This window comes from Pseudomonas sp. WC1 (assembly GCF_050586565.1).
Lineage (GTDB): Bacteria > Pseudomonadota > Gammaproteobacteria > Pseudomonadales > Pseudomonadaceae > Aquipseudomonas.
Genome location: NZ_JBOBDQ010000057.1, coordinates 1 through 13447, shown reverse-complemented (window position 1 = coordinate 13447; position 13447 = coordinate 1). Strand labels below are relative to the sequence as shown.

Below are 13447 nucleotides of genomic sequence, written 5' to 3'. Positions count from 1 at the left end.
TGTGCGAGAATGCCGCCCGCTTCATAGTCAACGCATCGGAGATGTACGGTTTTGGTTACCCACTATTCCACCAATGGCCTCGATTCCGCCTGCGGGCGTAGCAGTGAGACGCTGGTCAGCACTGCCGTGGCCGAGGACGTATCCTGCAAGACCTGCCAGCGCTCGCTGGCCAAGCCGGACGCGGCTGCCGCCAGTGCCAACAAGACGCCGTCGCTGGCCGAGTTGCGCAAATCGGCCAAGGCTGCCGCCGAGCCGGTCGCACAGGTTGCCGCTCAACCCACCGCCAAGCCCACTGCCGCGCCTGCCAAGGCCGTGAGCAAGCCGGCTGGCAAACCTGCCTGCAGTGGCGGCTTCAGCGTCAAGTCCGCCTGGGCCGCGCGCCTGGCCGAGCAGTCGGACCGTTGCCGCCTGCCACGTGGCAAGGCCAGGCAGTCGCACGTCTGAGCCCGCGCCAAGCCCGCCCCACCCGTGCCGGCGTGGGCGCGGGCTTGCCCCGCGAAGGCCGCCGAGCGGTCCCGCCATCTACCTCATCTGTGCAACGCCGCGACTTGGCGTAGAATGGCCCACTTTGTTCAATGACCCCGTAATCACATCCCCTGGCCAATGCCGGGGCGCGTGTCTTTACCTATCTGATAGAGGGCTTGGTTTTGGCTCAATACGTCTACACCATGCATCGGCTGAGCAAGGTCGTGCCGCCGAAGCGGGAAATTCTCAAGAACATTTCCCTGTCGTTCTTCCCGGGCGCCAAGATCGGAGTGCTGGGCCTGAACGGCGCGGGTAAATCGACCCTGCTGCGGATCATGGCGGGCGTCGACAAGGAATTCGACGGCGAAGCCCGTCCGATGCCCGACATCAACGTCGGCTACCTGCCCCAGGAGCCGCAGCTGGACCCGAGCAAGACCGTGCGTGAAGTGGTCGAGGAAGCGGTCAGCGTGATCAAGGACGCCCAGGCTCGCCTGGATGAGGTCTACGCCGCCTACGCCGACCCGGATGCCGACTTCGACAAGCTGGCCGCCGAACAGGCCAAGCTCGAGGCCATCCTGCAGGCCGCCGACGGCCACAACCTCGAGCGCCAGCTGGACGTCGCCGCCGATGCCCTGCGCCTGCCGGCCTGGGAGGCGAAGATCGAGCACCTGTCCGGTGGCGAGAAGCGCCGCGTGGCCCTGTGCCGCCTGCTGCTGTCGGCCCCCGACATGCTGCTGCTGGACGAACCGACCAACCACCTGGATGCTGACTCGGTAGCCTGGCTGGAGCGCTTCCTGCACGACTTCCCCGGCACCGTGGTGGCGATCACCCACGACCGTTACTTCCTCGACAACGTCGCCGGCTGGATCCTCGAGCTGGACCGCGGCGCCGGCATCCCGTACGAAGGCAACTATTCGGGCTGGCTGGAAGCCAAGTCGGACCGTCTGGCGCAGGAATCCAAGCAGCAGAGCGCCCACGAGAAGGCCATGAAAGAGGAACTGGAGTGGGTGCGCAAAGGCGCCAAGGCCCGCCAGTCCAAGTCAAAGGCCCGTCTGCAGCGCTTCGAAGAGATGCAGTCGCAGGAGTTCCAGAAGCGCAGCGAGACCAACGAGATCTACATCCCGGCAGGTCCGCGCCTGGGCGACAAGGTCATCGAGTTCAAGAACGTCACCAAGGGCTACGGTGATCGCGTGCTGATCGACAACCTGTCGTTCGCCATGCCCAAGGGCGCCATCGTTGGCGTGATCGGTGGTAACGGTGCCGGTAAATCGACCCTGTTCCGCATGCTGATGGGCAAGGAGCAGCCGGACTCGGGCAGCATCGAGATCGGTGAAACCGTGCAGCTGGCCTGCGTCGACCAGAGCCGCGAGGACCTGGACGGCAGCAAGACCGTGTTCCAGCAGATCTCCGACGGCTCCGACCAGATCCGCATCGGCAGCTACGAGATCCCGTCGCGCACCTACGTCGGCCGCTTCAACTTCAAGGGCGGCGACCAGCAGAAGTTCGTCAAGGACCTCTCCGGTGGTGAGCGTGGCCGCCTGCACCTGGCCCTGACCCTGAAGGAGGGCGGTAACGTCCTGCTGCTCGACGAACCGTCCAACGACCTCGACGTCGAAACCCTGCGTTCGCTGGAGGAAGCCCTGCTGGACTTCCCGGGCGCCGCCATCGTGATTTCCCACGACCGTTGGTTCCTGGACCGTGTGGCCACCCACATCCTGGCGTACGAAGACGACTCCAGCGTGGTGTTCTTCGAAGGCAACTACACCGAGTACGAAGCCGATCGCAAGAAGCGCCTGGGCGACGCTGCTGCCCAGCCGCACCGCGTGCGTCACAAGAAACTGGCCCAGTAAGCCGGTTTTCGCTGCACAACGATGGGGCCCTCAGGGGCCCCATTTTTGTGCCCGGCGTACAGGCACTGGGATGGCTGGCGTGGGAGCGGGCTTGCCCCGCGGTTGCTGCGTTACAGGAGAGCAGGGGGCAAGTGCGCTTTCACGAGTACAGTGAAAAACTTGTATACAGTTATAGAAAACGCACCAATTAATTTCATAAAAACGACATTGCGCCCTGTTCCAGTGCGATTGGTTCTTGGTACATTCCCGAAAAAACCAAAAACAATCCCTCTCTTGGTGAGATGTCTACCATGATCGAATCTGTCGACGATTTCCTGGCCCGACTGCAACAACGCGACCCGGCCCAGCCCGAATTCCACCAGGCCGTGGAGGAGGTGCTGCGCAGCCTGTGGCCTTTCCTAGAAGCCAACCCTCACTACCTGCAGGCAGGCATTCTCGAACGCATGGTCGAACCCGAGCGCGCCGTGCTGTTTCGTGTGTCGTGGGTCGACGACCAGGGCAAGGTCCAGGTCAACCGCGGCTACCGCATCCAGATGAGCAGCGCCATCGGCCCGTACAAGGGCGGCCTGCGCTTCCACCCGTCGGTCAACCTGGGCGTGCTCAAGTTCCTGGCCTTCGAGCAGGTGTTCAAGAACTCGCTGACCTCGCTGCCCATGGGGGGCGGCAAAGGCGGCTCGGACTTCGACCCGAAGGGCAAGAGCGACGCCGAAGTGATGCGCTTCTGTCAGGCGTTCATGAGCGAGCTGTACCGCCACATTGGCGCCGATCTGGATGTGCCGGCGGGTGACATCGGCGTCGGTGCCCGCGAGATCGGCTTCCTGTTCGGCCAGTACAAGCGCCTGGCCAACCAGTTCACTTCGGTGCTGACCGGCAAGGGCATGACCTATGGCGGCAGCCTGATCCGCCCGGAGGCCACCGGCTACGGCTGCGTGTACTTCGCCGAAGAGATGCTCAAGCGCCGCGACCAGCGCATCGACGGTCGCCGCGTGGCGATCTCTGGTTCCGGTAACGTCGCCCAGTACGCGGCGCGCAAGGTCATGGACCTGGGCGGCAAGGTGATCTCGCTGTCCGATTCCGAAGGCACGCTGTACGCCGAAGCCGGCCTGACCGACGCCCAGTGGGAGGCCGTGATGGAGCTGAAGAACGTCAAGCGCGGCCGCATCAGCGAGCTGGCCGAGCAGTTCGGCCTGGAGTTCCGCAAAGGCCAGGCGCCCTGGAACCTGGCGTGCGATATCGCGCTGCCGTGTGCGACGCAGAACGAACTGGGCGCCGAAGACGCACGTACCCTGTTGCGCAATGGCTGCATCTGCGTGGCCGAAGGGGCCAACATGCCGACCACCCTGGAGGCTGTGGATATCTTCATCGAAGCCGGCATCCTGTACGCGCCGGGCAAGGCGTCCAATGCCGGCGGCGTGGCCGTGTCTGGCCTGGAGATGTCGCAGAACGCCATGCGCCTGCTGTGGACGGCCGGGGAGGTGGACAGCAAGCTGCACCACATCATGCAGTCGATCCACCATGCGTGCGTGCACTATGGCGAAGAGGCCGATGGCAGCATCAACTACGTCAAGGGCGCCAACATCGCCGGCTTCGTCAAGGTAGCTGACGCGATGCTGGCCCAGGGCGTGGTCTGATTCGATAACTTGGGGCCGCTTCGCGCCGAAAGGGGCGCGAAGCGGCCCCGGTGATTTCAGCACTCACCCAGAATGGCCAGCACTTCGATCATCTGGTCCCCCGCCGGCCTTCGCCACAACACTTCATCGCCTGGCCCGGCCCCCAGAAGCGCCCGCCCCAGCGGCGAGCCCCAGTTGACCAACCCTTGGGCGGCATCGGCCTGATCCTCGCCCACCAGTTGCACCTGATGCTCCTGGTCATGCTCATCGATGAACCGCACCTGGCTGCCGATCTGCACCTTCTCCGTGGACGTTGCAGCAGGTACCACCTGCGCGCTCTGTACCCGGGCGGTGAAATAGCGCAGGTCGCGCTCGGTATCGGCCAGCCGCTGCTTGTCGGCATCGCCCTCGGCCTGCAGCTCGGCGCGCAATGCATTGAGCACGGCCACTCGCTGCTGCAACTGTGCCAGGCCGTTGGCGGTGACGTAGTTGGGCTGATCGCTGACCAGGCGCTCGACCGGCTGGCTGGCCTGGGCGGCGGCCTGGTCTTCATTGACGAATGCTCGGCTCATGGTTGGCCTCCTTGTGCTGGAGACCATGGTGGCAGGCTGCGGGTTTCAATAGTTGTCCGTTTGCGACGTCAATTGCGGCGATAGGCGCGTGCGGCGCCTTGATCCTTCTCTTGCTGCCAGTCGCGGTCACGCTCGTCCCAATAGCGTTCGCGATACTCGCGCAGGTCTTCGTTGGACTGCATGGCGTGGCACTGGCGAAAGCCGTCGTCCCAGCCGCTTTCGTACTGGCGGTTGTGCAGGTAGCGCGGGACATCCTTGCGAAAGTCCCCGGCCATCAGCCCGGCGGCCTGGCGACCGCTGCTGCAACCGTCCTGAAAGCCGTCGGCGTAGGCGGGCGGGTAGCCCTGGTTGACCATCTGTTCATGGGTGGTTTCGCAACCCGCCAGCAGCAAGAAGCACAAGCCTAACCAGTACCGCGACATGACCACAGGACCCTCGGATTGATACCGCAAAGTCTAGGTCGGGAATTGTTGGCACGATGTCAAAACGCTGTCGAAGGATTGCACCGGGACTGGGACCGCAAAGCGGCCCAGGTGCTCAGTACTGATACCACTTCAACTCCAGCATCACCTCGTTCTGCGCTGTGGCCAGGTGGCTGAACTGTCGCGAGGCACTCAACCGCAAGCCCAGGTCGCGGCTGATCTCCCACTGCTGGTTCAGGCTCACGCTGCGCCGCACTTCGCCGTTGGTGAAAAAATCACCCTTTGCCTCAAGCGTCAGGTTGCCCAGCGGGTTGCGCCACAACAGTCCGCTATTGAACCCGGCGGCGGGCGAGATGAATTCGGCGAAGTCGTTGTGATGCTCGACCCGCACCGTGCCCAAGGCGAAGCCCAGCAGGTCGTCACCCAGTTGCCAGGTGCCGCCGGCGCCGCCGTTGACATGGCTGACCAGCACCTCGTCGTCATGCTTGCCCGGCACGCGTTCCAGGCCACCGGCGACTTGCCACGACCAGGGCTTGAGCAGTTCGTTGCGCGGTGTCAGCGAGCGGATGGTGGCCAGGTCCAGGCGTTGTACCTGCCAGTCGTTGCCCTCGTACTGGCGCAGCTTGAACTGCAGGATCTCGATCTGCGCGCCGAGGGGGAAACTGTCCATGTTGTCGTTGAGGTCGTGGTACGCCATGCGCAGGCCATACTCGGCGTAGGCGCGGTCCTCGCGGGTCCCCACCCCCAGTTGCCAGGTGCGCGACTGGTGGCCGTCCTCCGGCAGGCCGGGCCGCTCGATCTGCAATGGCGGCGGTGGGTTGCGGTTGATCGCCCTGAGCAGTTCATAGCTGCGGCCGGCCTGGGCTGGATCGCGTTCCTGGCCATTGGCGCGGTAGCGTTCCAGGCGATAGGCGGCATCCTGCACCAGCGCCTGGCGGTCGCGGGGCAGGGCGGTGAAAGAGGGGCTTTGCAACTGCGCGGTGTCGGCGCTGATGGCCAGCACCTGCTGCTTTTCCTCATGGTCCAGCGGCTCGGCACGGGCCAGCAGTTCACGCTCGCGGGACGGGCGGTAGCGCACGTCCGCCACCAGCCCGGACTGTTTCACCGCCTTCACGGTGTCGGTAGGGATGGCGGTCAGCGGGAACTGCGAGGTCAGGTCCAGGCTGGGGCGTGCCACCTGCAACAGCTCCAGCAGGCGATAGGAGCAGTTCTCGTCGAAGAAGAAATAGTCGAACTTGATCTGCTTGAGTTCCCACACATGCTCGACCATGCGCCCGGTCTCTTCGGGCGTCAGGTCCAGCTGGTACTCCCACAGGTCGCGGTTTTCCAGGCTGCGGTACTCGGACAGCTTTTCCTGGTAGGGCATCATCGCGAACAGCCCGGGATAGCCGCCCATCAGGCCTTTCCAGGCATAGAGGATGCTGTTGTCGCTGCCCTCGATGTAGGCGCCGAAGTTGATCGCGTAGCTTAGCAGTGTGGTGTCGTCACGCCGGGTATTGGACTGGTCGATGCGCAGCAGCGTATGGCCGAACATCGACGACGGGCTGTTGAGATAGGCCGCCGGGAAGATCAGCGCCGCGCTGTGCGGGTCGATCGACTTGTACCAGGTATCGAATTCCTGGCAGGCCGGGCTCGGCAGATCGGTGAGGGCCAGTTGTTCGCGCAGCCAGCGGGTCCGCGCGGGGAACACGCACTGGGCGTGCTTGTCGCCCAGGCTGGCCGGGGCATACAGCGCGGCGACCGTGGCCTGCAGCTCCTGATCCGGGTGGTGCGCGCCATCCTCGGCGAGAAAGAAGCGCGGGTCGTCCACATAGCTGCGCCAACCACCAAGCTTGGCAGTCTCGTAGTGTCCGATGGCGATCCAGTATGGCGTGGCCGCCAACTGCTGGACGCGGGCCGGGTCAAGCTGTGGGGTGGCATGAAGCGGTGCGCTGACAATCAGCGCCAGGGAAGCGAGGCGTTTGAGCATGTCGGGCAACTACATCCTGATGATGCCGAAGGTGAAGCGCCAAACCCGCCCCGGTACCGGGGCGGGAGGCGTGGTACTCAGGCCTCGGTGGCGTACTTGGCCAGTTGCGGATCGCTCTTGAGCACCGCCAGGGTGTTGGAGTGGACAGTCTCGGCAGTCACGTCGGCGCTGCTGAAGATCTGCTGGAAGTGCTCGTGGGTGACGGCGGCAAAATGCGCGCGGTCTTCAGGCGCCACACCGAGGACCACGGCGTAGGTAGTCAGGGCTTCGCCCTGGCCCTGGGCCATGTCTTCGGAGAGCTCGTTCATCATGCCGTTCATGGCGAACCAGGATTTGCCGCCATAGGTGAGTGCGGCCTTGGTCGAGCAGCCGTTGGTGCCCGAGGTCATGCCGAAGGTTGCGTTGCCGGAGGTGCCGTTGGTGGTGGAGGCCAGGAAGTGGGCCGGTGTGCCGCGCTGGCCCTCGAACAGCAGGTTGCCCCAGCCGCAGTTCGGGCCGCCTGGCGCTTCGGCCATGGCGTTGATCGAGACAGCGGCGAACAGAGTACCCAGAAGAATCCGTTTCATAGCGTTGTTCTCTTTCTCAAGTGACGTACCAATGGTCAGGGTTCTGGCAACGCGGTTGCCAGGGCGGGAGGATTTCCATCCCCCTGCGCAGCTTGGAGTTTAGGCACGATCCAAAGGTTGCGTTGTTTATTGCGAAAAATTGCTTGCGTGATTGCCTGGCTTGGGCTGTGACATAAAGTCCCACGGAGCCTTGCCGCTGCGCGCTGGCAGCGCCAGAATGCCTTTCATCCGCCCCGCCGAAGTAAGGAAACCCAATGCCCGATCCTGTCGCCTCGCGCCTGCGTCTCGCGCCAGAAGCCCTGACCCGGCGTTTCTCCGCTGAACAGTTTGCTTTTTCCAATACCGACGATCTGGAGCCGTTTCGTGGTGTGCTGGGCCAGGAGCGTGCCGTCGAGGCCCTGCAGTTCGGCGTGGCGATGCCGCGCCCCGGTTACAACGTGTATGTAATGGGCGAGCCCGGCACGGGCCGGTTCTCCTTCGTCAAGCGTTACCTCAAGGCCGAGGGCAAGCGCCAGCACACCCCGGCCGACTGGCTGTACGTCAACAACTTCGAGGACTCCCGCGAGCCACGCGCGCTGGAACTTCCGGCTGGCAGCGCCCAGGCGTTCCTCGCCGACATGAACGGCCTGATCGACAACCTGTTGGCCACGTTCCCGGCGGTGTTCGAGCACCCTTCCTACCAGCAGAAGAAGAGCGCCATCGACCGCGCCTTCAACCAGCGCTATGACCGGGCGCTGGACGTGATCGAGCGTGCCTCGCTGGAGAAGGACGTGGCGCTGTACCGCGACAGCAGCAATGTCGCCTTTACCCCCATGGCCGATGGCAAGGCGCTGGACGAAGCCGAATTTGCCCAACTGCCTGAGGAGTTGCGCGAGCGCTTCCACGAAGACATTGCCGAGCTCGAGGAGCGCCTGAACGAAGAACTCTCCAGCCTGCCGCAATGGAAACGTGAATCGAACAACCAGTTGCGCCAGCTCAACGAGGAGACCATCACCCTCGCCCTGCAGCCGCTGCTGGCGCCGCTGTCGGAAAAGTACGCGGAAAACGCCGCGGTGTGCGCCTACCTGCAATCGCTGCAATTGAACCTGCTGCGCACCGTGGTCGAGCAACTGGTCGATGACAGCAAGACCGACGCGGTGGCGCGCAAGATGCTAGAGGAGCAGTACGCGCCCAACCTGGTGGTCGGCCACCCGGGCAAAGGTGGAGCTCCGGTGGTGTTCGAGCCGCATCCGACCTACGACAACCTGTTCGGTCGCATCGAATACAGCACCGACCAGGGGGCGCTGTACACCTCCTATCGCCAGCTTCGCGCCGGTGCGTTGCACCGCGCCAATGGCGGCTTCCTGATTCTTGAAGCCGAGAAGATGCTCGGCGAGCCCTTTGTCTGGGACGCGCTCAAGCGTGCCTTGCAGTCGCGCAAACTGAAGATGGAGTCGCCGCTGGGTGAACTGGGCCGTGTCGCCACCGTGAGCCTGACGCCGCAGGTGATCCCGCTCAGCGTCAAGCTGGTGATCATCGGCTCGCGCCAGCTGTACTACGCGCTGCAGGACCATGACCCGGATTTCCAGGAGATGTTCCGGGTGCTGGTGGACTTCGATGAAGACATGCCCATGGTCGACGAGAACCTGGAGCAGTTCGCCCAGTTGCTGCGCACCCGCACCAACGAGGAAGGCATGGCGCCGCTGACCAGCGATGCGGTGGCACGCCTGGCCACCTACAGCGCTCGCCTGGCCGAGAACCAGTCGCGCTTGTCGGCGCGTATCGGCGACCTGTTCCAGCTGGTCAGCGAGGCCGACTTCATCCGCCAGCTGGCCAGCGAGAGCATGACCGACGCCGGCCACATCGAGCGGGCCCTCAAGGCCAAGGCCCAGCGCACCGGACGGGTGTCGCAGCGGGTGCTCGACGACATGCTCGCCGGGATCATCCTGATCGACACCGAAGGCGCGGCAATCGGCAAGTGCAACGGCTTGACCGTGCTCGAGGTCGGAGATTCGGCGTTCGGCATGCCGGCGCGCATCTCTGCCACCGTCTACCCGGGCGGCAGCGGCATCGTCGACATCGAGCGCGAGGTCAACCTGGGGCAGCCGATCCACTCCAAGGGTGTGATGATCCTCACCGGCTACCTGGGCAGCCGCTATGCCCAGGAATTCCCCTTGGCGATCTCGGCGAGCATCGCGTTGGAGCAGTCCTACGGCTACGTCGATGGTGACAGCGCCTCGCTGGGGGAGGCGTGCACGCTGATCTCGGCGTTGTCGCGCACCCCGCTCAAGCAGTGTTTCGCCATTACCGGTTCGATCAACCAGTTTGGCGAGGTGCAGGCGGTCGGTGGGGTCAACGAGAAGATCGAAGGCTTCTTCCGTCTTTGCGAAGCCCGTGGCCTGACCGGTGAGCAAGGGGTGATCATCCCGCGTGCCAACGTCGCTACGCTGATGCTCGATGAGCGGGTGGTGCAGGCGGTCGAGGCCGGTCGCTTCCATGTCTATGCCGTAAGCCAGGCCGACGAAGCCTTGAGCCTGCTGGTTGGCGAGGAGGCTGGTGAGATGGATGACAAGGGCGAGTTCGCCGAGGGCAGTGTCAACGCCCGAGTGGTCGAGCGCTTGCGGGTGATTGCCGAAATGATCAGCGAAGAAGAAATCAAGGAAGCCGAGAAAGAGCGCCTGGAGGAGGTCATCGCCCAGGCCAAGCCCGCTTAAGTCAATAAACTGGCGCTGGAGGCTAAGTGCTACCGTTCAGCGCCAGTTTTCCAACTTTCGCCTCGGCTCGGCTACAGTGGAACTTAAGGACGTTGTCAGGGTTCAGGATGGAAACAGCCTGATGGTTTCAGGCTGAACAGGGCTTTACAGAGGGGACGCCGCCATGCGCAACCTCAGCCTCACCCGCCAGTGCCTGGGCCTGGTGACCCGCATCGAATGCAGCATCCGTCCGCTGGCCGGGGACAATGGCATGTGGACCTTGCTGTTCGCCGCCGGCATGGCCGGTGAACAACCCTCGGCGATCAAGGCCCAAGGCCCATTCCATGGGCCGATGGTGGCCGAATCGGTGATGAACGCCATCGTCGACAGCCTTACCCTTCATGGCTATCAGGTCGCTGAAGATCCGCAGATCTGGTGCCTGCACCTGCAGGCGCAGTTGCGTCGGATCAATGGTGAACGTTGCCGGAACCTTGGGGATTATCAGTTCCATCCCGAAACCTGATCCAATGATCTCATTGCCCGCAAGCTGCCACACACTTGACCTGTGTGAGCCGGCTTGTCGGCGATAGGGTATCGAGGATGTATCGGGCCTGCGGCAACTGACCGCAGGCTTTTGCTGTCACAGGTGGCTGGATATACTCGCGCTCGCTTTTCCAGTCACCTCACGAGTCCCCTACTGTCCATGGAACGTATCCTCGAAAACGCGATGTATGCCTCGCGTTGGCTGCTCGCCCCGATCTACTTCGGCCTCTCGCTGGGCCTGCTGGCACTGGCCTTGAAGTTCTTCCAGGAAATCATCCATGTCCTGCCCAATGTCTTCACCCTCGCCGAAGCCGACCTGATCCTGGTGATCCTGTCACTGATCGACATGTCGCTGGTTGGCGGCCTGCTGGTAATGGTGATGATCTCCGGCTACGAGAACTTCGTCTCGCAGCTGGACATTGACGAGAGCAAGGAAAAGCTCAACTGGCTGGGCAAGATGGATTCCTCGTCGTTGAAGATGAAGGTCGCCGCGTCGATTGTCGCCATTTCCTCGATCCACCTGCTGCGGGTGTTCATGGATGCGCAGAACATCTCCACCGACTACCTGATGTGGTATGTGATCATCCACATGACCTTCGTCATTTCGGCATTCGTCATGGGTTACCTGGATCGCATCACCAAGCACTGATCGTCTGCTCTCATCGCGGGCTAGTCCCGCGATGCTTTTCAGCTCCTGACGGATGGTGGCTTGTACTTTTAGCAGGTCTGTACAAAAAATGAGCACTCATGCGTGGTTCCCGCAGCGAGGTGCGCCCATGAACCTGCATCAGCTCAATACCGAGGCCAGGGCTGGCCATGTCGACGAACTCAACCTGATCGCCATCGAAGGCGGTGATTACCTGCTCGAGGCCCGGGTCAAGGGCCGCGCCCACCCACTCGACGACCCGCGTGGTCAACGCTTGCGCGTGCATTCGGTCGAGGATGCGCGCCTGCTTCTGCAATCGATCCCCCTGCTGTCGCTGAACCTGGTGCACTGGTCCGTGCAGGACGAGATGTGCGGCATGGGCACGCACCCGGAAGAAGACCTCAAAGTCCCGATTTCCCAGCGTTCGGCCTGGTAGCTGCTTCGCGCGGCGCCAGTGTGCTAGGCTGCTCGCCCTTTTCATCAGGGCGCGGATGCAGTGCGCCCTCAAGCGGAGCACGCCAATGTCCGAACTCATCCTGTCCACCGACGAATCCCGCGTCAGCTACGGCATCGGCCGTCAGCTGGGTGGCCAGCTGCGCGACAACCCGCCACCGGGCGTCAACCTGGACGCCATCGTCGCCGGCCTGACCGACGCCTTCAACGGCGCCGACAGCCGCGTCAGCGAAGAAGACCTGTCGGCGGCCTTCAAGGTCATCCGTGAAGTGATGCAGGCCGAAGCTGCTGCCAAGGCCGAAGCCGCCGCTGCCGCCGGCAAGGAATTCCTGGCTGACAACGCCAAGCGTGAAGGCATCGTGACCCTGGCCTCGGGCCTGCAGTACGAAGTGCTGACCGCAGGCGACGGCGCCAAGCCGTCCCGCGAAGACAACGTGCGTACTCACTACCACGGCACCCTGATCGACGGCACCGTGTTCGACAGCTCCTACGATCGTGGCCAGCCTGCCGAATTCCCGGTTGGCGGCGTGATTGCCGGCTGGACCGAGGCCCTGCAACTGATGAACGCCGGCAGCAAATGGCGCCTGTACGTGCCGAGCGAACTGGCCTACGGCGCCCAGGGCGTCGGCAGCATCCCGCCGCACAGCACCCTGGTGTTCGACGTCGAGCTGCTCGACGTTCTGTAATACCTTCGGGGCCGCTCTGCGGCCCATTCGCGGGCAAGCCCGCTCCCATAGGAACAGCACAAGACCTTAGGTCGTTGCGATCAGTGTGGGAGCCGGCTTGCCGGCGATGGGGGCAGGCCTGCTAAATTCAGTTCCAATCCGTTCCCCCCGGGCGCAATGCCCGCGCATAGCAAAACAGGAACAGGTTCCTCACCAGCTCCTTGAGCACTCCTGGCTCACTCGAATTCAGCCCCATGAGGTCCAGGTCGCCCTGGTCGCGCAGTTCATCGAGCGCGTCTTCCTCGAGCACGGCGCAGACTTCGCCAGTCTCGCGATGCAGGATACGCAGGTAAGGGTGGGGGCGGTCGAGCCAGGCGTCGATCAGATAGGTCATGGCTACTCTCCTTGGATAGCGGTTCCAATGAGAATAATTCTTATTATCAAAATAGCAAGAGACTATTGGAAGAATTCTTCCGAATGGTCCCGGCGATCCTGTTGCAGGATCTGTCAGGGCCGCCCGTTGGGCAGCCCCGAAGGGCAGGCGATCAGACCTTGCGCACGAACTCGGACTTGAGTTTCATCGCGCCGATACCGTCGATCTTGCAGTCGATGTCGTGGTCGCCGTCGCACAGACGGATGTTCTTGACCTTGGTGCCGACCTTGACCACCAGGGACGAACCCTTGACCTTGAGATCCTTGATCACGGTAACGGTGTCGCCGTCCTGCAGGACGTTGCCGACCGAATCCTTTTTCACCACGTCGTCGCTGGCGGCTTCGGCTTCGCCGTTGGCCGACCACTCGTGGGCGCATTCGGGGCAGATCAGTTGGGTGCCATCCTCATAGGTGTATTCGGAGTTGCATTGGGGGCAGGGTGGCAGAGTGCTCACGGCTTTTCCTTTCAAGTACAGGCGGGTAAAGGCGCACATTGTATAGGGTTTAGTGATTTCCTGCACAAAAGCATCGCGGGGGAAAACCAATCCCCCACCCCGAGGTTTTTGTGGTGGGGGGGGGGTT

Annotated in this window: 14 protein-coding genes; 8 read left to right on the top strand and 6 right to left on the bottom strand. The window is 63.2% G+C overall.

Going from position 1 to position 13447, the window contains the following annotated elements; translation table 11 throughout:
* The first annotated feature begins 51 nt into the window (after positions 1-51).
* The 3 genes from ACQ4OD_RS21510 to gdhA all read left to right on the top strand — a co-directional run bounded on the left by ACQ4OD_RS21510 (position 52) and on the right by gdhA (position 3946).
* Positions 52-444 (top strand): hypothetical protein, encoded by a 393-nt coding sequence (locus ACQ4OD_RS21510; RefSeq protein ID WP_198755633.1) that lies wholly within the window; start codon positions 52-54, stop codon positions 442-444.
* Positions 445-647: 203 nt separating this feature from the next.
* A complete protein-coding gene (gene ettA / locus ACQ4OD_RS21505; protein WP_038707327.1) occupies positions 648-2315 on the top strand; it encodes an energy-dependent translational throttle protein EttA in 1668 nt (555 codons plus the stop codon).
* A 290-nt stretch (positions 2316-2605) separates the two neighbouring features.
* Positions 2606-3946 carry an NADP-specific glutamate dehydrogenase gene (gene gdhA / locus ACQ4OD_RS21500; protein WP_139668531.1) on the top strand — a complete coding sequence of 447 codons (1341 nt, stop codon included), beginning with the start codon at positions 2606-2608 and terminating at the stop codon, positions 3944-3946.
* A 56-nt stretch (positions 3947-4002) separates the two neighbouring features.
* On the opposite strand, the gene ACQ4OD_RS21495 is transcribed toward gdhA, so the two are convergent.
* The 4 genes from ACQ4OD_RS21495 to ACQ4OD_RS21480 all read right to left on the bottom strand — a co-directional run bounded on the left by ACQ4OD_RS21495 (position 4003) and on the right by ACQ4OD_RS21480 (position 7454).
* Entirely contained in the window at positions 4003-4497 is a 495-nt protein-coding gene (locus ACQ4OD_RS21495) for a GreA/GreB family elongation factor (RefSeq protein ID WP_430944888.1), read from the bottom strand.
* A gap of 68 nt (positions 4498-4565) precedes the next feature.
* Positions 4566-4919: a hypothetical protein gene (locus ACQ4OD_RS21490; RefSeq protein ID WP_102683867.1), complete on the bottom strand. Its 354-nt coding sequence runs from the start codon at positions 4917-4919 to the stop codon at positions 4566-4568.
* Between the two features lie 115 nt (positions 4920-5034).
* Positions 5035-6888 carry a DUF4105 domain-containing protein gene (locus tag ACQ4OD_RS21485; protein ID WP_430944887.1) on the bottom strand — a complete coding sequence of 618 codons (1854 nt, stop codon included), beginning with the start codon at positions 6886-6888 and terminating at the stop codon, positions 5035-5037.
* 77 nt (positions 6889-6965) lie between these two features.
* Entirely contained in the window at positions 6966-7454 is a 489-nt protein-coding gene (locus ACQ4OD_RS21480) for a DUF3015 domain-containing protein (protein ID WP_023630569.1), read from the bottom strand.
* Positions 7455-7708: 254 nt separating this feature from the next.
* Between ACQ4OD_RS21480 and ACQ4OD_RS21475 the strand changes: the two genes are divergently transcribed.
* From ACQ4OD_RS21475 to ACQ4OD_RS21455, 5 genes are all read left to right on the top strand, one after another.
* Positions 7709-10147: a Lon protease family protein gene (locus tag ACQ4OD_RS21475; protein WP_102683864.1), complete on the top strand. Its 2439-nt coding sequence runs from the start codon at positions 7709-7711 to the stop codon at positions 10145-10147.
* Positions 10148-10310: 163 nt separating this feature from the next.
* Positions 10311-10649 (top strand): hypothetical protein, encoded by a 339-nt coding sequence (locus tag ACQ4OD_RS21470; protein WP_023631147.1) that lies wholly within the window; start codon positions 10311-10313, stop codon positions 10647-10649.
* Between the two features lie 180 nt (positions 10650-10829).
* Entirely contained in the window at positions 10830-11318 is a 489-nt protein-coding gene (locus ACQ4OD_RS21465; protein WP_023631146.1) for a TIGR00645 family protein, read from the top strand.
* Positions 11319-11445: 127 nt separating this feature from the next.
* On the top strand, positions 11446-11751 hold the full coding sequence (locus ACQ4OD_RS21460) for a DUF6482 family protein (protein ID WP_046857188.1): 306 nt from the start codon (positions 11446-11448) through the stop codon (positions 11749-11751).
* 85 nt (positions 11752-11836) lie between these two features.
* Complete coding sequence (locus ACQ4OD_RS21455; protein WP_110702505.1) at positions 11837-12454, top strand: FKBP-type peptidyl-prolyl cis-trans isomerase; 618 nt, start codon at positions 11837-11839, stop codon at positions 12452-12454.
* A gap of 127 nt (positions 12455-12581) precedes the next feature.
* Here ACQ4OD_RS21455 and ACQ4OD_RS21450 read toward each other — a convergent pair whose 3' ends face one another.
* Both ACQ4OD_RS21450 and ACQ4OD_RS21445 read right to left on the bottom strand, forming a co-directional pair.
* Positions 12582-12827, bottom strand: coding sequence for a PA4570 family protein (locus ACQ4OD_RS21450; protein ID WP_038707330.1), 246 nt, complete (start codon positions 12825-12827; stop codon positions 12582-12584).
* 151 nt (positions 12828-12978) lie between these two features.
* Positions 12979-13320, bottom strand: coding sequence for a zinc ribbon domain-containing protein YjdM (locus ACQ4OD_RS21445; RefSeq protein WP_046857186.1), 342 nt, complete (start codon positions 13318-13320; stop codon positions 12979-12981).
* Positions 13321-13447: the final 127 nt, after the last annotated feature.